This is a genomic window from Mycolicibacter hiberniae (genome assembly GCF_010729485.1).
Taxonomy (GTDB): Bacteria; Actinomycetota; Actinomycetes; order Mycobacteriales; family Mycobacteriaceae; genus Mycobacterium; species Mycobacterium hiberniae.
The window spans coordinates 1,884,627-1,903,366 of sequence record NZ_AP022609.1 but is presented as its reverse complement, the minus strand read 5'-3'; the positions used below and the strand labels follow the sequence as shown (position 1 = coordinate 1,903,366).

General features: G+C 69.5%; 16 protein-coding genes. 14 read left to right on the top strand and 2 right to left on the bottom strand.

Features of this window, described 5'->3' with window-relative positions; all coding sequences use genetic code 11:
* The first annotated feature begins 21 nt into the window (after positions 1–21).
* The 7 genes from G6N14_RS08845 (at position 22) to G6N14_RS08815 (ending at position 7,561) form a co-directional block, all read left to right on the top strand.
* Positions 22–1,143, top strand: coding sequence for an aminopeptidase P family protein (locus G6N14_RS08845; protein ID WP_085134544.1), 1,122 nt, complete (start codon positions 22–24; stop codon positions 1,141–1,143).
* Positions 1,144–1,156: 13 nt separating this feature from the next.
* Positions 1,157–1,720: an elongation factor P gene (gene efp, locus G6N14_RS08840; protein WP_085127836.1), complete on the top strand. Its 564-nt coding sequence runs from the start codon at positions 1,157–1,159 to the stop codon at positions 1,718–1,720.
* 2 nt (positions 1,721–1,722) lie between these two features.
* Positions 1,723–2,259 (top strand): transcription antitermination factor NusB, encoded by a 537-nt coding sequence (gene nusB, locus G6N14_RS08835; RefSeq protein ID WP_085134545.1) that lies wholly within the window; start codon positions 1,723–1,725, stop codon positions 2,257–2,259.
* A 74-nt stretch (positions 2,260–2,333) separates the two neighbouring features.
* Positions 2,334–5,075, top strand: a complete 2,742-nt coding sequence (locus G6N14_RS08830) for an aminotransferase class I/II-fold pyridoxal phosphate-dependent enzyme (RefSeq protein ID WP_085134546.1) — start codon at positions 2,334–2,336, stop codon at positions 5,073–5,075.
* A gap of 81 nt (positions 5,076–5,156) precedes the next feature.
* Positions 5,157–5,726, top strand: a complete 570-nt coding sequence (locus G6N14_RS08825) for a TetR/AcrR family transcriptional regulator (RefSeq protein ID WP_085134547.1) — start codon at positions 5,157–5,159, stop codon at positions 5,724–5,726.
* A gap of 33 nt (positions 5,727–5,759) precedes the next feature.
* A complete protein-coding gene (locus tag G6N14_RS08820; protein WP_085134548.1) occupies positions 5,760–6,920 on the top strand; it encodes an acyl-CoA dehydrogenase family protein in 1,161 nt (386 codons plus the stop codon).
* A 2-nt stretch (positions 6,921–6,922) separates the two neighbouring features.
* A complete protein-coding gene (locus G6N14_RS08815; RefSeq protein WP_085134549.1) occupies positions 6,923–7,561 on the top strand; it encodes an FMN-dependent NADH-azoreductase in 639 nt (212 codons plus the stop codon).
* Positions 7,562–7,568: 7 nt separating this feature from the next.
* Here the strand turns inward: G6N14_RS08815 and G6N14_RS08810 are convergent, their stop codons facing one another.
* Together G6N14_RS08810 and G6N14_RS08805 are read right to left on the bottom strand one after the other, a co-directional pair.
* Positions 7,569–8,771 carry a serine hydrolase domain-containing protein gene (locus G6N14_RS08810; protein ID WP_085134550.1) on the bottom strand — a complete coding sequence of 401 codons (1,203 nt, stop codon included), beginning with the start codon at positions 8,769–8,771 and terminating at the stop codon, positions 7,569–7,571.
* A gap of 142 nt (positions 8,772–8,913) precedes the next feature.
* Positions 8,914–9,177, bottom strand: a complete 264-nt coding sequence (locus G6N14_RS08805) for a DUF7199 family protein (RefSeq protein WP_085134551.1) — start codon at positions 9,175–9,177, stop codon at positions 8,914–8,916.
* Positions 9,178–9,532: 355 nt separating this feature from the next.
* Between G6N14_RS08805 and pyrR the strand changes: the two genes are divergently transcribed.
* The 7 genes from pyrR to pyrF all read left to right on the top strand — a co-directional run bounded on the left by pyrR (position 9,533) and on the right by pyrF (position 18,278).
* Positions 9,533–10,105 carry a bifunctional pyr operon transcriptional regulator/uracil phosphoribosyltransferase PyrR gene (gene pyrR / locus G6N14_RS08800; protein ID WP_085134552.1) on the top strand — a complete coding sequence of 191 codons (573 nt, stop codon included), beginning with the start codon at positions 9,533–9,535 and terminating at the stop codon, positions 10,103–10,105.
* On the top strand, positions 10,102–11,097 hold the full coding sequence (locus tag G6N14_RS08795) for an aspartate carbamoyltransferase catalytic subunit (RefSeq protein ID WP_085134553.1): 996 nt from the start codon (positions 10,102–10,104) through the stop codon (positions 11,095–11,097). The genes pyrR and G6N14_RS08795 overlap by 4 nt, the downstream gene beginning before the upstream one ends.
* The gene (locus G6N14_RS08790; RefSeq protein WP_085134554.1) at positions 11,094–12,386 is read left to right on the top strand and encodes a dihydroorotase; all 1,293 of its coding nucleotides are present in this window, start codon (positions 11,094–11,096) and stop codon (positions 12,384–12,386) included. Before G6N14_RS08795 ends, G6N14_RS08790 begins: the two co-directional genes overlap by 4 nt.
* Positions 12,383–12,901: a PH-like domain-containing protein gene (locus tag G6N14_RS08785; RefSeq protein WP_085134555.1), complete on the top strand. Its 519-nt coding sequence runs from the start codon at positions 12,383–12,385 to the stop codon at positions 12,899–12,901. Before G6N14_RS08790 ends, G6N14_RS08785 begins: the two co-directional genes overlap by 4 nt.
* 78 nt (positions 12,902–12,979) lie before the next feature.
* Positions 12,980–14,104 carry a glutamine-hydrolyzing carbamoyl-phosphate synthase small subunit gene (gene carA / locus G6N14_RS08780; RefSeq protein ID WP_085134635.1) on the top strand — a complete coding sequence of 375 codons (1,125 nt, stop codon included), beginning with the start codon at positions 12,980–12,982 and terminating at the stop codon, positions 14,102–14,104.
* Positions 14,104–17,445 carry a carbamoyl-phosphate synthase large subunit gene (gene carB, locus G6N14_RS08775; protein WP_085134556.1) on the top strand — a complete coding sequence of 1,114 codons (3,342 nt, stop codon included), beginning with the start codon at positions 14,104–14,106 and terminating at the stop codon, positions 17,443–17,445. Before carA ends, carB begins: the two co-directional genes overlap by 1 nt.
* Positions 17,445–18,278: an orotidine-5'-phosphate decarboxylase gene (gene pyrF / locus G6N14_RS08770; RefSeq protein WP_085134557.1), complete on the top strand. Its 834-nt coding sequence runs from the start codon at positions 17,445–17,447 to the stop codon at positions 18,276–18,278. The genes carB and pyrF overlap by 1 nt, the downstream gene beginning before the upstream one ends.
* The last annotated feature ends 462 nt before the right edge of the window (positions 18,279–18,740 follow it).

Below are 18,740 nucleotides of genomic sequence, written 5' to 3'. Positions count from 1 at the left end.
TAGCGAGTACCGTCACACCGCGTGACACATTCCTCCCGCAGGGCGCGTCTCAGTGCCGCAATCACAGCCCTGGACTTGGACGCGATGCTGGTCACCGACCTGATCAACGTGCGCTATCTGTCCGGATTCACCGGCTCGGCCGGCGCGCTGCTGGTCTACGCCGACGATCGGGCACCGGTCCTGGCCACCGACGGCCGCTACCGCACCCAGGCCGCCCGGCAGGCACCCGACCTGCACCTCGCCATCGAACGCAGCGGCGCGCGCCACCTGATCGGCGAAGCCGCGGCGGCCGGGGCCCGCCGGGTCGGCTTCGAGGCGCATGTGGTGACCGTGGACCAATTCGACGCCCTGGCGGCGGCATTGCCGGCGACCGCCACCGAAAGGCCCGTCGAGCTGGTCCGGGCCTCGAACACGGTGGAGGCGTTGCGGGAGGTCAAGGACGCCGGTGAAGTGGCCCTGCTGCGATTGGCCTGTGAGGCGGCCGACGCGGCCCTGACAGACCTGGTGGAGCGCGGCGGCCTGCGTCCGGGGCGTTCGGAGCGCCACGTCGCCCGCGAACTGGAGGCCTTGATGCTCGACCACGGTGCCGACGCGCCGTCGTTCGAGACGATCGTGGCGGCGGGTCCGCATTCGGCGATCCCGCATCACCGGCCCACCGACGCGGTGCTGGCTGCCGGCGATTTCGTCAAGATCGACTTCGGGGCGCTGGTGGCCGGCTACCACTCGGACATGACCCGCACCTTCGTGCTGGGGCCGCCCGCCGATTGGCAGCGGGAGATCTACGCGGTGGTCGAGGCCGCGCAGCGGGCCGGCCGGGAGGCCCTGCGCCCGGGTGCGCAACTGCGCGAGGTGGATGCGGCCGCGCGGACGGTGATCGGCGAAGCCGGCTACGCCGAGACCTTCGGGCACGGCCTCGGGCACGGGGTGGGGCTGCGAATTCACGAAGCGCCCGGAATCAATGCGACGGCCGACGGTACACTGCTTGCCGGTGCTGTGGTGACCGTAGAGCCCGGCGTCTATCTGGCCGATCGTGGCGGCGTCCGCATCGAGGACACGCTGGTGGTAGGCGGTGGACCTTCAGCGCCCGCCGGGACACCCCCGGACCTGCTGACTCGGTTCCCCAAGGAACTGACCATCCTCTAGGAGACGTAAACCCGTGGCTTCAACTGCTGATTTCAAAAACGGGCTGGTGCTGGTGATCGACGGCCAGCTCTGGCAGATCACCGAGTTCCAGCACGTCAAGCCGGGCAAGGGCCCGGCCTTCGTCCGCACCAAGCTCAAGAACGTGGTCTCGGGCAAGGTGGTCGACAAGACCTACAACGCGGGCGTGAAGGTGGAGACCGCCACCGTCGACCGCCGCGACGCCACCTACCTGTACCGCGACGGCAACGACTTCGTGTTCATGGACAGCGAAGACTACGAGCAGCACCCGCTGCCGGAGTCGCTGGTCGGTGACTCGGCCAACTACCTGCTGGAGAGCATGCTGGTGCAGATCGCCTTCCACAACGGGGTGCCGCTGTACCTGGAGCTGCCGGTCAGCGTCGAGTTGGTGGTCACCCACACCGAGCCCGGCCTGCAGGGAGACCGGTCCAGTGCGGGCACCAAGCCGGCCACCGTGGAGACCGGCGCCCAGATCAACGTGCCGCTGTTCATCAACACCGGAGACAAGCTGAAGATCGACACCCGCGATGGCAGCTATCTGGGACGGGTCAACTCCTGACCATGCCCGCTGGCAAGCCGGTAAAGGGCCGGCATCAGGCCCGCAAGCGCGCGGTCGATCTGCTCTTCGAGGCCGAGGCCCGGGGCCTGACCCCGGCCCAGGGCGCCGAGTTGCGGTCGAAGCTGGCCAGGGAGCAGCCCGACGTCTCCCCGCTGCACCCCTACACCGTGCTGGTGGCCCGCGGGGTGACCGAGCACAACGCGCATATCGACGACCTGATCACCTCGCACCTGCAGGGCTGGAAGCTCGAGCGGCTGCCGGCCGTGGACCGCGCGATCCTGCGGGTGGCGATCTGGGAGCTGCTGCACGCCGACGACGTGCCCGAACCGGTGGCCGTCGACGAGGCGGTGAAGCTGGCCAAGGAGCTGTCCACCGACGACTCGCCGGGCTTCGTCAACGGCGTGCTCGGTCAGGTGATGCTGGTGACGCCGCAACTGCGGGCGGCGTCGCTGGCGGTCCGCGGGACCACCGCGCCCGAGCCGGCCGAAGCCGACGCGCAAGAAGCTGAGCCCGCCGCGGAGTCCGACCCGCAGGACTGAAGCGCAGTCAGCGGCGGCTGGTGGACGTCGGGCGAAAGCGCCCCGTGCCGCCGTGGCGCAGGCACACTGGCCCTATGGTCGAGGGCTGGGACGCACCGAATCGGAGACTGCGGGTATCGGCGCTGGCGGCGGTGGCCAACCCGTCGTACTCACGGGTCGACACCTGGAACCTGCTCGACGACGCCTGCCGGCAACTGGCCGAGGCCAACCGGGCCGGGCTGGACACCACCCACCATGTCGCGCGGGTCAAACGCCTGCTCGACCGGCTCGGCGCCTACGAGCGGTACTGGCTGTTTCCGGGCGCGGCGAACCTGGCCGCCTTCCGCGATCACGTCGAGTCGCTGGCGACGGTGTCGCTGACCGAGCGGGTATCGCTGGTGGTGCGGCTGCTGTCGGACTACGGCGACCGGGCGGCGCTGTTCGATCTCGGCTTGCCGCTCTCCGAGCAGGAACTGGTGGCCCAAGCCCGCCAGCAGCAGTTCTACACGGTGCTGCTGGCCGACGACTCGCCGCCGGATGCGCCCGAGAGCCTGGCCGACAACCTGCGCCGGCTGCGCAACCCCGACGACGACGTACAGATCGAACTGCTGGTGGTGTCCAGCGTCGAAGACGCCGTCACCGCGGTAGCGCTCAACGGTGAGATCCAGGCCGCCATCGTGCGCCACGACCTGCCGTTGCGGTCGCGTGACCGCGTGCCGCTGATGACCACGCTGCTGGGCGCGCAGGACGACGCGGTGGGCGCCGGGGGCGGTCGCGACGCCATCGAATGCGGTGAGTGGATGCGCCTGCTGCGCCCGCACATCGACCTGTACCTGCTGACCGACGAGTCGATCGCCGCCGACACCGAAGATGAGCCGGACGTCTACGACCGCAGCTTCTACCGGCTCAACGATGTCACCGACCTGCACAGCACAGTGCTTGCCGGTATCCGAAAGCGCTACGCCACACCGTTTTTCGATGCCCTACGTGCCTATGCGGCCGAGCCGGTCGGCCAGTTCCACGCGCTTCCGGTGGCGCGCGGCGCCAGCATCTTCAACTCGCGCACGCTGCAGGACATGGGAGAGTTCTACGGCCGCAACATCTTTATGGCCGAGACCTCCTCGACCTCCGGCGGCCTCGACTCGTTGCTCGACCCGCACGGCACTATCCGGGTGGCGATGAACAAGGCCGCCAAAACCTGGAACGCCGACCACACCTACTTCGTCACCAACGGGACCTCGACGGCCAACAAGATCGTGGTGCAGGCGCTGACCCGGCCCGGTGACATCGTCCTGATCGACCGGAACTGCCACAAGTCGCACCACTACGGGCTGGTGCTGGCCGGCGCCTACCCGCTGTACCTGGATGCCTATCCGCTGGCGCCGTTCGCGATCTACGGGGCGGTGGCGCTGCGCACCATCAAACGCGCCCTGCTCGACCTGGAGGCCGCCGGCCAGCTGCATCGCGTCCGGATGCTGCTGCTGACCAACTGCACCTTCGACGGCGTCGTCTACAACCCACGCCGGGTGATGGAAGAGATCCTGGCCATCAAGCCCGACATCTGCTTCCTGTGGGACGAGGCGTGGTACGCGTTCGCCACCGCGGTGCCGTGGGCTCGCCAGCGCACCGCGATGGTGGCCGCCGAAGGGCTGGAGGCCACCCTGGGCTCAGCCCACTACGCCCGCGAGTATCAGGCGTGGCACGACCGCATGGAAGGCATCGACCGCGACCAGTGGAGCGAGCACCGTCTGTTGCCGCACCCGTCGGCGCGGGTGCGGGTGTATGCGACCCACTCGACGCACAAATCGCTGTCGGCGCTGCGGCAGGCGTCGATGATCCATATCCGCGACCAGGACTTCAACGCGCTGGCCCGGGAGTCCTTCGCCGAGGCGTTTTTGACCCACACCTCGACCTCGCCCAACCAGCAACTGCTCGCATCCCTGGACCTGGCCCGCCGCCAGGTGGATATCGAGGGCTTCGACATGGTGCGGCGGGTGTACGACATGGCGCTGGTGTTTCGCCACCGGGTCCGCAAGGACCGACTGATCGGCAAGTGGTTCCACATCCTCGACGAGAGCGACCTGGTTCCCGATCGATTCCGGGAGTCCACGGTCAGCTCCTACCGGGAGGTGCGCCAGGGGGCGCTGGGGTCGTGGAACGAGGCGTGGCGGTCCGACGAGTTCGTCCTCGACCCGACCCGGGTGACGCTTTACGTCGGCAAGACCGGGATGACCGGCTACGACTTCCGCGAGAAGGTCCTGATGCAGCGGTTCGGCATCCAGATCAACAAGACATCGATCAACTCGGTGTTGTTGATCTTCACCATCGGGGTCACCTGGTCGAGCGTGCACTATCTGCTCGACGCGCTGCGACGGGTCGCGGGCGAACTCGATCGCGCCTGGACCACGGCCGGCGCCGACGACCGCGCCCTGCAGCGCCGCCGGATCACCGAGATCACCGAGGACCTGCCGCCGCTGCCGGACTTCAGCGCGTTTGCGCCGGCCTTCCGCCCCGGCGGCACCAGCAGCCCGATCGGCGACATGCGCGCGGCGTTCTACGACGGCTACGAGGAGACCGACCGCGAGCATGTGCTGCTCGGGGATGCCGGTCGCCGGGTCGCGGACGGCAAGACGCTGGTGTCGACCACCTTCGTCGTGCCATACCCGCCGGGCTTCCCGGTGCTGGTTCCCGGTCAGGTGATCTCCAAGGAGATCCTGTACTTCCTGGCCGAACTCGACGTCAAGGAGATCCACGGCTACAACCCCGAACTGGGACTGGCGGTGTTCACCCAGGACGCCTTGGACCGCTACACCCGGGCTGTCCAGGCGGGTGCTTAGTACGGCCGTTCCGGCCGCGGGGCAGCGGCGTCGCACGGGCAGCCGCGCCGGAAGCGCCTGCGGTCACTACGCTGACTCGGCATGGCCACGACGGACGGTGCGCGCGGCGGCAATCGGCTGTCCGCGCAGGACTGGGTGCAGGCCGGGTTCCGGATTTTGGCCGAGGACGGCGTCAAGGCGCTGACCATCGACCGGCTGTGCCGGCGGCTCGGGGTCACCAAGGGCAGCTTTTACTGGCACTTCACCGACATGAAGTCCTATCGGCAGGCGATGGTGGACACCTGGGCGGCGGTGCGCGACGAAGACCGCGGCGACTTCGATGCGCTCTCGTCGCTGCCGCCGCGCGAGCGCCTGTCGCACATGATGACCGCGCTGGTGAGCCCCGGCCACTGGATCCTCGAACGCGCGATGCGGGAATGGGCGCGATCGGAGGAGGCCGTCGCCTCGGCGGTGGCCAGCTCGGACCGTCGGGTGCTGCACGCGGTCCGGCAGGTGTTCCTCGATGAGGGCTTCGCGCCCGAGGAGGCCGATATGCGGGCCAACGCCACCTTCGCCGCCGGTATCGGCTTTCTGCACCTGTCCGGTTCGGCGCCGAGCCCGCGCGCGGCGGGCCGCCGGGAGAAGTTCCTGGATGTGATGCTGCGGCACTGACAACCATACCAAAAGGTATGGTACGGTCCGGGCATGACGACCACGACCGCACCCGAGTTGACCGACGAATTCGTCTCGCGCCTGGCGCAGCGCGCCGCGGCAGCCGAAGAGCTGCGCCAGTTGCCGGCCGAGACCGTCGAGGACTTCCGCACCTCGGGGCTTGCCGGTCTGCTCCTGCCGGCGCGCTACGGCGGCCGGCAGGCCGAGTTCCCCGAGATCCTCGACCCGATTCGGCGCATGGCCCACGGTTGCGCGTCGAGCGCCTGGACGCTCGGGTTCTACATGCTGCACAACTGGATGCTGGCGCTCTTCGGCGAGCAGGCCCAGGACGAGGTGTTCGCCGGCGGGCCGGTGCTGTGCCCGGCGCCGCTGGCGCCGACCGGCCGCGGGGTGCCCGACGGCGACGGCATCCGGCTTTCCGGGCGGTGGTCGTGGGCCACCGGGGTGATGGAATGCGACTGGATCATGGTGGGGGCGATCTGCGGACCCGACGACGCCCCTTACCCGGCCCTGGTGTTGTTGCCCGCCACCGACATCCGGGTCGAGGACGTCTGGCACACCGCGGGCATGCGGGCCACCGGCTCCAACGACGTGCTGATCGACGATGTGTTCGTCCCGGCGCACCGGCTGGTCAAGGTCGTCGACATCTACTCGGGCACCGCCCCGGGCGCCGACCTGCACGACGCGTCGGCGTATCGATGGCCGATGGTGCCGGCGCTGGCGCTGGCCGCGGCGATGCCCGCCCTCGGGTCGGCCGAATGGGTCACGGACCTGTTCGCCGAGCGTTTGACACAACGCGTGCTCGCCTATTCCGGTGCCGCGCAGAAGAACCAGCCGGCCGCCCAGATCCGCCTCGGCGACGCCCGGGTTCGGCTGCGCGCCCTGCGCGGGCTGCTCGACGACACCGTCGGCCGGATTCAGGACGCCGTGGACGCCCGGGAGCGGATCAGCCGCTCCGCGCGTGCCGACGCGCGCGCGGCCGCCGCCCACATCGTCCACGAATCCCGCGCCGTGATCGCCGATCTGCTCGAAGCCTCCGGGGCCAGCGCGCAGTTCGTCACCAACCCGATGCAGCGCGCCAAACGCGACGTCGACGTCATCTGCGGACACGTGGTGTTCGACTATGACGTGGCGCGTGAGCTGGCCGGCGCGCTCGAGGCGGGCGTGAAGATATCGCCGATCTCGATGATCTGACGATGAAGACGCTGTGGGTGCGGGCAAGCCCCAAAGAAGAACATTCGCTGTCCTCGGCGCTGGCAGAGGCCTTCCTGCAGGCCGCACCCAGCGCCGCGGTCGGCGACGTCGAGCGGTTCTCGGTGTGGAGCGAGGAGATGCTGGTGTTCGGGCGGGAGGCCGCGTTCGCCAAGTTCGCCCCCCTCTACGGCGAACGCCGGACGCCGGAGCAGAAGCAGGTCTGGTCGGACGTGCTGGCCGAGATCGACCGGGTCCGCCAGTTCGACCGGCTGGTGATCTCCTCGCCGATGTGGAATTGGCATGTGCCGCACGCCCTCAAGGCATGGATCGACATCATCGTGCAGCCCATGGCCAGCTTCACCGTCAACGAGCGCGGCGAGCACGTGGGGACGCTGGGCGCCGGCAAACCGGTTCAACTCATCTTGACCCGCTCCAGCGCCTACGACGGCAACCGGGCCGACCTGCAGGACTTTCAGCGGCCCTACCTCGAGTACGTGTTCACCATGCTCGGCTACACCGTCGAGACACTGGTGGTCGAGCCGACCACGCGGTGGACCGCCGAGGAGCGCGCCCAGATGCGCGAAGCCGCCTTGGAAACGGCCCGCCGTGCCGGCGCCGGGCTTGCCGGCGGCGCTGGCTGAGCCGGCGTCACAAACCCAGCGCCGCGTAGGTCCTGCGGACGAATTTCGGCTGGGCAACCCGCAGTTTGGCGACCGACGTGTTGCCGGCGATGGCGGCCGCCGCATCCGGTGCCAACGTCGGCGAGTTCTGGATCAGGTAGATCAGGATCAGGTCGGCGGCCGGATCGGCCTGCCACCAGGTTCCGTAGGCGCCCGGCCAACCGAACGCACCGGCCCCGCCCGGTCCGAACAGCGGCTGCGATTTCGCCGGGTCGGAGACCACCGACAGGTTCAGCCCGAACCCGCGGCCGACCCAGAACGGCGCACCCAAAAACGAGTGTCGCTTCTGCTCGGCGGTGAGCCGGTCGGCGCGCATCGCCTGCGCCGATTTCGCCGACAGCACCCGGGTGCCTTCGAACACGCCGTCGGCCAACAACATCCGGGCGAACGCCAGGTAGTCGTCGGCGGTGGACATCAAACCGCCGCCGGCATTGGGAAACGCCGGCATGCGGATGGGCATCGGCCCCATCGCGTCGTCGCGCAGCACGTCTCCGTCCAGGCGGTACATGGTGGCACCACGGCCGCGCGCCTGCGGCGTCACGCAGAAACCGGTGTCGGTCATGCCCAGCGGTCCCAGAATCCGCTCCTCGAGCACCTGCGGCAGCGGCTTTCCCTCGACCCGTGACAGCAGCACGCCCAGCACGTCGGTGCCGTGCCCGTAGGTCACCCGCTCACCGGGCTGATCCACCAAGGGCAGCGCGGCCAGCGCCGCCAGCCAGGCCTCCGGGCCGCGGCCGAAGGGCAATCGCTGGTACTCCCGTGCGATCGGCCCGGGCACCGAGAAGCCGTAGCCGATGCCGCAGCGGTGCGTCATCAGATCTTCGACGGTGAGCGCTCGGCGCGCCGCCGTGGTCGCCTCGAGCGAACCGGAAGGGCCGGCTAGCACCCGCGGCGCGGAAAACTCCGGCAGCCAGTGGGCGATGGGGTCGGTGAGCGCCAGCCGGCCCGCGTCCACCAGGGTCATCACCGCGGCGACGGTGACCGGCTTGGTCATGGAGGCGATCCGGAAGACGGTGTCGCGGGTCATCGGCAGTCCGGCCCGGACGTCGCGATACCCGATCTCGTTGACCTGCAGCACCGAGCCGCGCTGCCAGACGAGGGTCACCACACCGGCGAGCAGTCCGGTGTCGCACGCTTCGCGCAGGGATGCCTGGTTCGGATCGAGATTCACCCGGACAGGTTAGCGGCGGAGCCGGCCGCAGTGCGGGCGCCAGGCGAGCCGGCATGGTGGAGAGGCCGCCGGATACCCCTGGGTGATCACCCCGCAAGAGGTCGAACGCGCCGGTTTGGACGAAGCCAGAATGCTTTTTGCGTCACCAGCCGTGACGCTCCCGGTCGATGTCGTCCTGGCGACGCTCCCAGGTGTCCTCGGTGCTCGCGGCGCCTCCGCCGGTATCGCAGGTCGGAGCCTCGCCCCGTAGGACGTGCCAGCGGGAGTCGGCGTCCACGTTTCCGTTGGCGTGTTGGACGACGTGCTGCCTGCCTCGGTGCAAACAGGGCACAGCCTCGGCCTGCTGGGCCGGAATCAGAGCCAGCCCCCCGGCGGTCAGCACCAGGGCGGTGATTGCTCTAACCATCTGATGGTCCTCTCGGTCTCGGTGCAGACCAGGTTCAGGCCGGGGTCTGCCATGAACCCAAGCACCGGCTCGAACAACCGGCTGTGCTGTTTCGCCACCGGCGAACGCTAGAGCAGGACGCCCGAAGTTGTCTTCCTGTGTGCCGTCCGCCGGCTTGGCCGGTCCGCCTCCAGGCGCGTCGATTCGACGGCGCTGCTGTTTCGACCATCGTTGTGCTCTGCCTCGGTGGTGTGCGGTTACGTTCAGAGGTGACAGGCTGTTACCCTCGGAATCCGAGATTGCGGAGACGTAGCCTCGACAAAGCCCCTTTAATGATCCGTCCCGCGAGGCGGAGAAGGAGGTCCTGCGGTTTCGCATGGGCGCTGTCGGTAATTCCAGCACCGACCGGGAATTGATGTCCTCGGCGGATGTGGGTCGCACCATTTCTCGTATCGCACATCAGATCATCGAGAAGACCGCTCTCGACGACCCCGACAGGCCCGATGCCCCGCGGGTGGTGCTGTTGGGCATTCCCACCCGTGGCGTCATCCTGGCCCAGCGGCTGGCCGGGAAGATCAACGAGTTCTGCGGGGTGGATGTCGGCTACGGCGCGCTGGACATCACCTTGTACCGCGACGACCTGATGCGACAGCCCCCGCGGGCATTGGAGCCCACGTCGATCCCGGCGGGCGGCATCGACGATGCCTGCGTGATCCTGGTCGATGACGTGCTGTTCGCCGGCCGCTCGGTGCGGGCCGCGCTGGACGCGCTGCGCGACGTGGGGCGCCCCCGCCTCGTGCAGCTGGCGGTGCTGGTGGACCGGGGGCACCGCGAACTGCCGGTGCGCGCCGACTACGTCGGCAAGAACGTTCCGACCGCGCGCGGCGAAAGCGTGCACGTGCTGCTGGCCGAACACGACGGTCGCGATCAGGTGGTGATCAGCCGATGAGTGCCCGGCACCTGCTGGCCGCCGCCGACCTGAGCCGCGATGAGGCCACCGCCATCCTCGACGACGCGGACCGCTTCGCCCAGGCGTTGGTCGGCCGCGAGGTCAAGAAGCTGCCCACCCTGCGCGGGCGCACCGTGATCACCATGTTCTACGAGAACTCCACCCGGACCCGGGTCTCCTTCGAGGTGGCCGGCAAGTGGATGAGCGCCGACGTGATCAACGTCTCGGCGTCGGGATCCTCGGTCAACAAGGGGGAGTCGCTGCGCGACACCGCGTTGACGTTGCGGGCCGCCGGTGCCGACGCGCTGATCATCCGCCACCCGTCCTCGGGTGCGGCGCATCTGCTCTCGGAGTGGACCGCCGGCGCCCCGGGCACCGGTGAGACCGGCCCCGCCGTGATCAACGCCGGTGACGGCACCCACGAACATCCCACCCAGGCGTTGCTGGACGCGCTGACCCTGCGGCAGCGCCTCGGCGAAATCGACGGACGCCGCATCGTCATCGTCGGTGACATCGTGCACAGCCGGGTGGCCCGTTCCAACGTGCGCCTGCTGTCCACCCTGGGCGCCGAGGTGGTGTTGGTGGCGCCGCCCACGCTGCTGCCGGTGGGGGTGGCCGACTGGCCGGTGACGGTCAGTCACGACCTGGACGCGGAGCTGCCCGCCGCCGACGCGGTACTGATGCTGCGGGTGCAGGCCGAGCGGATGACCGGCGGATTCTTCCCCTCGGCGCGGGAGTATTCGGTGCGCTACGGATTGAGCGAGAAGCGCCGCGCGCTGCTCGCCGACCACGCCGCGGTCCTGCACCCCGGCCCGATGCTGCGCGGCATGGAGATCTCCTCCTCGGTGGCGGACTCTTCGCAATCGGCGGTGCTGCAACAGGTGTCCAACGGGGTACATGTGCGGATGGCGGTGTTGTTCCACCTGTTGGTGGGTAACGAGACGGTGGGGCCCGCAGTGCAAGCCGGCTCGGCAGGGGAGGGGGCGCCGTGAGCGTGCTGATCCGCGGAGTGCGGTGTTACGGCGAAGGCGACCAGGTGGACGTCTTGGTGCAGGGCGGCCAGATCGCCGCGATCGGTCCGGGTCTGCCGGCGCCGGACGACTGCGAGGTCATCGACGCGCCGGGTCAGGTGTTGCTGCCCGGTTTCGTCGACTTGCACACCCACCTGCGCGAACCGGGCCGCGAGTACGCCGAAGACATTGAAACCGGCTCGGCGGCAGCGGCTCTGGGCGGTTACACCGCGGTGTTCGCGATGGCCAACACCGATCCCGTCGCCGATTCGCCGGTGGTCACCGACCACGTCTGGCAGCGCGGACAACAGATCGGCCTGGTCGATGTGCATCCCGTGGGTGCGGTCACCGTCGGCCTCGGCGGCACGCAGCTCACCGAGATGGGCATGATGGCGGCCGGCGTCGCGGGGGTGCGGATGTTCTCCGACGACGGTGTCTGCGTAGCCGACCCGTTGGTGATGCGCCGCGCGCTGGAGTACGCGACCGGTCTGGGGGTGCTGATCGCCCAGCACGCCGAGGAGCCCCGGCTGACCGTCGGCTCGGTCGCCCACGAGGGACCCAACGCCGCACGGCTGGGGCTGGCCGGCTGGCCGCGTGTCGCCGAGGAGTCGATCGTGGCCCGGGACGCCTTGTTGGCCCGCGACGCCGGTGCCCGACTGCACATCTGCCACGCTTCCACGGCCGGCACGGTCGAACTGCTCAAATGGGCTAAGGCGCAGGGCATCTCGGTGACCGCGGAGGTCACCCCCCATCATCTGATGCTCGACGACAGCCGGCTGGCCGACTACGACGGCCGCAACCGGGTCAACCCGCCGCTGCGGGAGGCCTCGGATGCTCTCGCACTGCGGCAGGCGCTGGCCGACGGTGTCATCGACTGCGTGGCCACCGACCACGCACCGCACGCCGAACACGAGAAGAACTGCGAGTTCGCGGTGGCCCGGCCCGGCATGCTGGGCCTGCAGACCGCGCTGTCGGTCGTGGTGGCCACGATGGTGCAGACCGGCCTGATGACCTGGCGCGACGTCGCCCGGGTGATGAGCGAGCGGCCGGCGCAGATCGTCGGTCTGCCCGATCAGGGCCGCCCCCTGGAAGTGGGCGAGCCGGCCAACCTCACGGTGGTCGATCCCGACAGCACCTGGGTGGTCGCCGGCGCACAGCTGGCCAGTCGCTCGGCCAACACTCCTTATGAGGAGATGGCCCTGCCCGCGACCGTCACCGCCACCTTGCTGCGCGGCCGGATCACCGCCCGGGACGGGAAGAGCCCGGCATGAACACCCCCACGTTGATCGGTTCGCTGGTCTTCGCTTTTGTGCTGGTGGTGCTGATCGGCGTGGTGATCCGGCTGATGGTGCGTGGCTGGCGTCACCGCGGCCAGCTGCAGGACGCCTTGATCGGCTCGCTGCCGTCGGTGCCCGACACGGTGGGTTCGCCCACCGTGGCGGCCACCCGCGGGCAGTACCTGGGCTGCACCCTGGCCCCGAAGTGGAACGACCGGGTGGTGGCCGGCGACCTCGGCTACCGCACCAAGGCGGTGCTGACCCGCTACCCCGAGGGGATCATGGTGCAGCGCAGCGGCGCCCGGCCCATCTGGATCCCCCAGGACGCGGTGGTCGCGGTGCGGACCGAGCGCGGCATCGCCGGGCGCACCATACCGGCGTTGCCCCACCGGCCTGACGACGGCGTGCTGGCGATCCGCTGGCGGCTGCCGTCGGGTACCGAGATCGACACCGGGTTCCGCGCGGACGACCGCGCCGAACACCGCCGCTGGACAGAAGAAGACGAGTGATGCGTGCGCCGCTGAGATGGGGGCACCCCCGGCTGGGAGCCGGCGACGGGGACGTAGTGATGAACAGGAGTGGCGCAATTGGCTAACGCGCGTGCGGTGCTGGTTCTCGAGGACGGACGGACCTTCACCGGCATACCGTTCGGGGCCGTCGGACAGACCCTGGGCGAGGCGGTGTTCTCCACCGGGATGTCGGGGTACCAGGAGACGCTGACCGACCCCAGCTACCACCGGCAGATCGTGGTGGCCACCGCCCCGCAGATCGGCAACACCGGCTGGAACCACGAGGACGGCGAGAGCCGCGACGACAAGATCTGGGTGGCGGGCTACGTGGTGCGCGATCCGTCGCCGCGGGCGTCGAACTGGCGGGCCACCGGCACGCTGGAAGACGAGCTGGTACGCCAGGGCATCGTCGGTATCGCCGGGGTGGACACCCGTACCGTGGTGCGCCACCTGCGCAATTTCGGGTCCATGAACGCCGGGGTGTTCTCCGGCGACGCGCTGGCATCGCCGGATGAACTGGTGAACCGGGTTCGCGAGCAGCCCCCGATGCTGGGCTCCGATCTGGCCGCGCAGGTCAGCACGGACGCGCCCTATGTGGTGCAACCCGACGGCGACTGCCGCTTCACCATCGCCGCGATCGATCTGGGCATCAAGACCAATACGCCGCGCAACTTCTCCCGACGGGGAATCCGCACCCATGTGCTTCCGTCGTCGGTGGACTTCGCGCAGATCGCCGAGCTGCGGCCCGACGGCGTCTTTCTGTCCAACGGGCCGGGGGACCCGGCCACCGCGCAGGCAGCGGTGGCGTTGACCCGTGAGGTGCTCGGAGCCGGAATCCCGCTCTTCGGAATCTGTTTCGGCAACCAGATCCTGGGCCGCGCGCTGGGGCTGAACACCTACAAGATGACGTTCGGGCATCGCGGCATCAATATCCCGGTGATGGACCACGCCACCGGCCGGGTGGCGGTGACCGCGCAGAATCACGGCTTCGCACTGGAGGGCGAAGCCGGCCAGCGCTTCGACACCGACTTCGGGCCGGCGGTGGTCAGCCACACCTGCGCCAACGACGGCGTCGTGGAGGGCGTCAAGCTCGTCGACGGGCGGGCCTTCTCGGTGCAGTACCACCCCGAGGCCGCCGCCGGACCGCATGACGCGGAGTACCTGTTCGACCAGTTCGTCGACCTGATGGCAGGGGAGAAGTAATGCCGCGCCGTACCGATCTGCAGCACGTTCTGGTGATCGGCTCCGGGCCGATCGTGATCGGCCAGGCCTGCGAGTTCGACTACTCCGGGACCCAGGCCTGCCGGGTGCTCAAGGCCGAGGGCCTGCAGGTGAGCCTGGTCAACTCCAACCCGGCCACCATCATGACCGACCCCGAGTACGCCGATAACACCTACGTCGAGCCCATCACCTGGGAGTTCGTCGAGAAGGTGCTCGCCCAGCAGGCCGAGCGCGGCAACAAGGTCGATGCGCTGCTGGCCACGCTGGGCGGGCAGACCGCCCTGAACACCGCGGTGGCTCTGCACGAGCACGGGGTGCTGGAGCGCTACGGCGTCGAGTTGATCGGCGCCGACTTCGAGGCGATCCAGCGCGGTGAGGACCGCCAGCAGTTCAAGGACATCGTCGCCAAGGTCGGTGGCGAGTCGGCCCGCTCCCGGGTCTGCTACACCATGGCCGAGGTCGAGGAGACCGTCGCCGAACTCGGGCTTCCCGTGGTCGTCCGGCCCTCCTTCACGATGGGCGGTCTGGGATCGGGCCTGGCGGCCAGCCTCGACGAGGTGGCCCGGATGGCCGGCGACGGCCTGGCCGCCTCACCGACGGCCAACGTCCTGATCGAGGAGTCCATCTACGGGTGGAAGGAGTTCGAGCTCGAGCTGATGCGCGACGGCAACGACAACGTCGTCGTGGTCTGCTCGATCGAGAACGTCGACCCGATGGGCGTGCACACCGGAGACTCGGTGACCGTCGCACCGGCGATGACCCTGACCGACCGGGAATACCAGCGCATGCGCGATCTGGGCATCGCCATCCTGCGCGAAGTCGGCGTGGACACCGGCGGCTGCAACATCCAGTTCGCGGTCAACCCCCAAGACGGCCGGCTCATCGTGATCGAGATGAACCCCCGGGTGTCGAGGTCGAGCGCGCTGGCCTCGAAGGCGACCGGTTTCCCGATCGCCAAGATCGCCGCCAAGCTGGCGATCGGCTACACCCTCGACGAGATCGTCAACGACATCACCAAGGAGACCCCGGCCTGTTTCGAGCCGGCCCTGGACTATGTCGTGGTCAAGGCGCCGCGGTTTGCGTTCGAGAAGTTCCCCGGCGCCGATCCGCGGCTGACCACCACCATGAAATCGGTCGGCGAGGCGATGTCGCTGGGACGCAACTTCATCGAGTCGCTGGGCAAAGTGATGCGCTCACTGGAGACCGATCGTGCCGGGTTCTGGACCAAACCGGACCCCGAAGGCACCGTCGACGACGTGCTGGCGCGCCTGCGGGTCCCCACCGAGGGCCGGCTCTACGACATCGAGTTGGCGCTGCGCCTGGGCGCGTCGGTGGAACAGGTCGCCGAGGCCTCCGGGGTGGACCCATGGTTCGTCGAACAGATCAACGGGCTGGTCGCGCTGCGCGGAGAGGTCGTCGACACCCCGGTGCTCGACGCCGACCTGCTGCGCCGCTGTAAATACAGCGGTCTGTCGGATCATCAGATCGCGGTGTTGCGCCCGGAACTGGCCGGCGAGGACGGGGTGCGGCTGCTGCGGTCCCGACTGGGCATCCACCCGGTGTTCAAGACGGTCGACACCTGCGCCGCGGAGTTCGATTCCAAGACGCCGTATCACTACAGCACTTTCGAGCTCGATCCTGCCGCCGAGACCGAGGTGGCACCGCAGAACCAACGGCCCAAGGTGCTGATCCTGGGGTCCGGTCCCAACCGGATCGGTCAGGGAATCGAGTTCGACTACAGCTGCGTGCACGCCGCGATCACCTTGAGCCAGGCCGGGTTCGAGACCGTGATGATCAACTGCAACCCCGAGACGGTGTCCACCGACTACGACACCGCCGACCGGCTGTACTTCGAGCCGCTGACCTTCGAGGACGTACTCGAGGTCTACTACGCCGAGCAGCTGTCCGGTCAGGGCGGTCCCGGGGTGGTCGGCGTGATCGTGCAGCTGGGCGGGCAGACCCCGCTGCGGCTGGCCCAGCGGCTGGCCGACGCCGGGGTTCCCATCGTCGGAACCAGTCCGGAGGCCATTGATCTGGCCGAGGACCGTGGAGCCTTCGGCGACGTGCTGACGACGGCCGGTCTGCCGGCGCCGCGGTATGGCACCGCGACCACCTTCGAGCAGGCCCGCAGGATTGCCGCCGACATCGGCTATCCCGTCCTGGTGCGCCCCTCCTATGTGCTCGGTGGACGGGGCATGGAGATCGTCTACGACGAGGAGACCCTGCGCGGCTACATCACCCGCGCCACCCAGCTGTCCCCGGAGCACCCGGTGCTGGTCGATCGCTTCTTGGAAGACGCCATCGAGATCGACGTCGACGCGCTGTGCGACGGCACCGAGGTCTACATCGGCGGCATCATGGAGCACATCGAGGAAGCCGGAATCCACTCCGGCGACTCGGCCTGCGCGTTGCCGCCGGTGACGCTGGGGCGCAGCGACATCGAGAAGGTGCGCCGCGCCACCGAAGCCATTGCGCACGGTGTCGGCGTGGTGGGGCTGCTCAACGTGCAGTTCGCGCTCAAAGACGACGTGCTCTATGTCTTGGAGGCCAACCCGCGGGCCAGTCGCACGGTCCCGTTCGTGTCCAAGGCGACCGCGGTGCCGCTGGCCAAGGCCTGCGCACGAGTGATGCTGGGCGCCACCATCGCCGGGCTGCGGGCCGAAGGTCTGCTGCCGGCGACCGGGGACGGGGCCAACGTCGGCCCGGACGCCCCGATCGCGGTCAAAGAGGCCGTGCTGCCGTTCCACCGCTTCCGCCGCGCGGACGGCTCGGGCATCGACTCGCTGCTCGGTCCGGAGATGAAATCCACCGGCGAGGTGATGGGTATCGACCGCGACTTCGGCACCGCGTTCGCCAAGAGCCAGACCGCCGCCTACGGTTCGTTGCCGGCCCAGGGCACGGTTTTCGTCTCGGTGGCCAACCACGACAAGCGGTCCCTGGTTTTTCCGGTCAAGCGTCTCGCCGACTTGGGTTTTCGGGTCCTGGCTACCGAGGGGACCGCGGAAATGCTGCGCCGCAACGGCATTCCCTGTGATGTGGTGCGCAAGAACTTCGAGGAGCCCAGCCCGTCGCGTCCGGCCCTGTCCGCTGTGGACGCCATCCGGGCCGGTGAGGTGGACCTGGTGATCAACACCCCGTACGGAAACTCCGGCCCGCGGGTGGACGGCTACGAGATCCGCGCGGCGGCGGTCAGCGTGAACATCCCGTGCATCACCACCGTGCAGGGTGCGGCCGCGGCGGTGCAGGGCATCGAGGCCGGCATCCGGGGTGATATCGGGGTGCGTTCCCTGCAGGAACTGCACAGCACGCTCGGCGGGCACTAGTGGCGGCGGGGTTCGGCGCCCGGCTGGCCGCGGCGACGGCGCAACGCGGACCGCTGTGTCTGGGCATCGACCCGCACCCCGAACTGCTGGACGCGTGGGGCCTGCCCGCCTCGCCGGAGGGCCTGGAGGCGTTCAGCCAGAGCTGCGTGAGCGCCTTCGCCGGGTTTGCCGTCGTCAAGCCGCAGGTGGCGTTCTTCGAGGCGTACGGCTCGGCCGGGTTCGCCGTGCTCGAGCGCACCATCGCGGCGCTGCGCGAGGCCGGGGTGCTGGTGCTGGCCGACGCCAAGCGCGGCGACATCGGTACCACGATGGCCGCCTACGCGGCCGCGTGGGCGGGGGAGTCGCCGTTGGCCGCCGATGCGGTGACGGCCTCGCCGTACCTCGGCTTCGGATCGTTGCGGCCGCTGCTGGAGACCGCCGCCGACCACCGGCGCGGGGTCTTCGTGCTGGCGGCCACCTCCAACCCGGAGGGGGCGAGTGTGCAGCGCGCCCAGGGCGCCGACGGGCGCACGGTGGCGCAGGCGATCGTCGACGCGGCCGCGCAGGCGAACAGGGCGCAGGGTGCTGCCACCCTGGGCTCGATCGGGGTCGTGGTGGGCGCCACGCTGCGCGAGGTGCCCGATCTGAGTGCCCTGGGCGGGCCGGTGCTGGTTCCGGGCGTCGGGGCCCAGGGCGGCCGTCCTGAGGCGCTTGCGGGGCTGGGAGGGGCCGCCCCGGGCACCCTGTTGCCGGCGGTGTCGCGCGAGGTGCTGCGCGCCGGGCCCGACGTCGGGCCGCTGCGCGCCGCGGCCGAGCGGCTGCGCGACGCCGTGGCGTACCTGGCGGCCGGCTGACGCGACCGCAGGGCGGCCGGGCCGGGCGGGCCCTGGTTCGGTAACGCCCGTGCCCCGCGGGGGCAACTACGGGGTGTAGTTGGCCCGGCTGCGACACGCGCGACACGCCGTGCGGCACCAATTCGATGGCACCCGGGTTCGGCAGGTCCGCCCGGCGTCGTGCGCCGGTGTGTGCAGCGCAGCGCGACGGTCTCCCGGAGCCTATGGGAAACCCCAGCTAGAAGCCGTTTTTGCGGTCCGGTTTCGGTGCTCGTCAGCAGTCGGCGGCCCGGTCGGCGGGGCCGCTGCCGAGGACGGGACGAGGGTCGGGTTCAGCCGCCATACGCTGCGCATTTGTAGCCGTAATCGGGGGGTGGGGTTAGATTTCGTCAGACGGCGTGGGTACGGTCGTCGTCTCTGGCCGGAGTACCTGGCCGGGACAAGGAAAACATCGACGGTGTCGATGATGACGAGACGGAGGAA

Excerpts from the sequence above, each read along its gene's own strand:
- pyrR (WP_085134552.1), top strand. The coding sequence starts at position 9,533 with ATGGGCGCTGTCGGTAATTCCAGCACCGACCGGGAATTGATGTCCTCG.
- G6N14_RS08830 (WP_085134546.1), top strand. The coding sequence starts at position 2,334 with ATGGTCGAGGGCTGGGACGCACCGAATCGGAGACTGCGGGTATCGGCG.
- G6N14_RS08795 (WP_085134553.1), top strand. The coding sequence starts at position 10,102 with ATGAGTGCCCGGCACCTGCTGGCCGCCGCCGACCTGAGCCGCGATGAG.
- G6N14_RS08825 (WP_085134547.1), top strand. The coding sequence starts at position 5,157 with ATGGCCACGACGGACGGTGCGCGCGGCGGCAATCGGCTGTCCGCGCAG.
- carB (WP_085134556.1), top strand. The coding sequence starts at position 14,104 with ATGCCGCGCCGTACCGATCTGCAGCACGTTCTGGTGATCGGCTCCGGG.
- G6N14_RS08815 (WP_085134549.1), top strand. The coding sequence starts at position 6,923 with ATGAAGACGCTGTGGGTGCGGGCAAGCCCCAAAGAAGAACATTCGCTG.
- G6N14_RS08805 (WP_085134551.1), bottom strand. The coding sequence starts at position 9,177 with ATGGTTAGAGCAATCACCGCCCTGGTGCTGACCGCCGGGGGGCTGGCT.
- nusB (WP_085134545.1), top strand. The coding sequence starts at position 1,723 with ATGCCCGCTGGCAAGCCGGTAAAGGGCCGGCATCAGGCCCGCAAGCGC.
- G6N14_RS08785 (WP_085134555.1), top strand. The coding sequence starts at position 12,383 with ATGAACACCCCCACGTTGATCGGTTCGCTGGTCTTCGCTTTTGTGCTG.
- G6N14_RS08820 (WP_085134548.1), top strand. The coding sequence starts at position 5,760 with ATGACGACCACGACCGCACCCGAGTTGACCGACGAATTCGTCTCGCGC.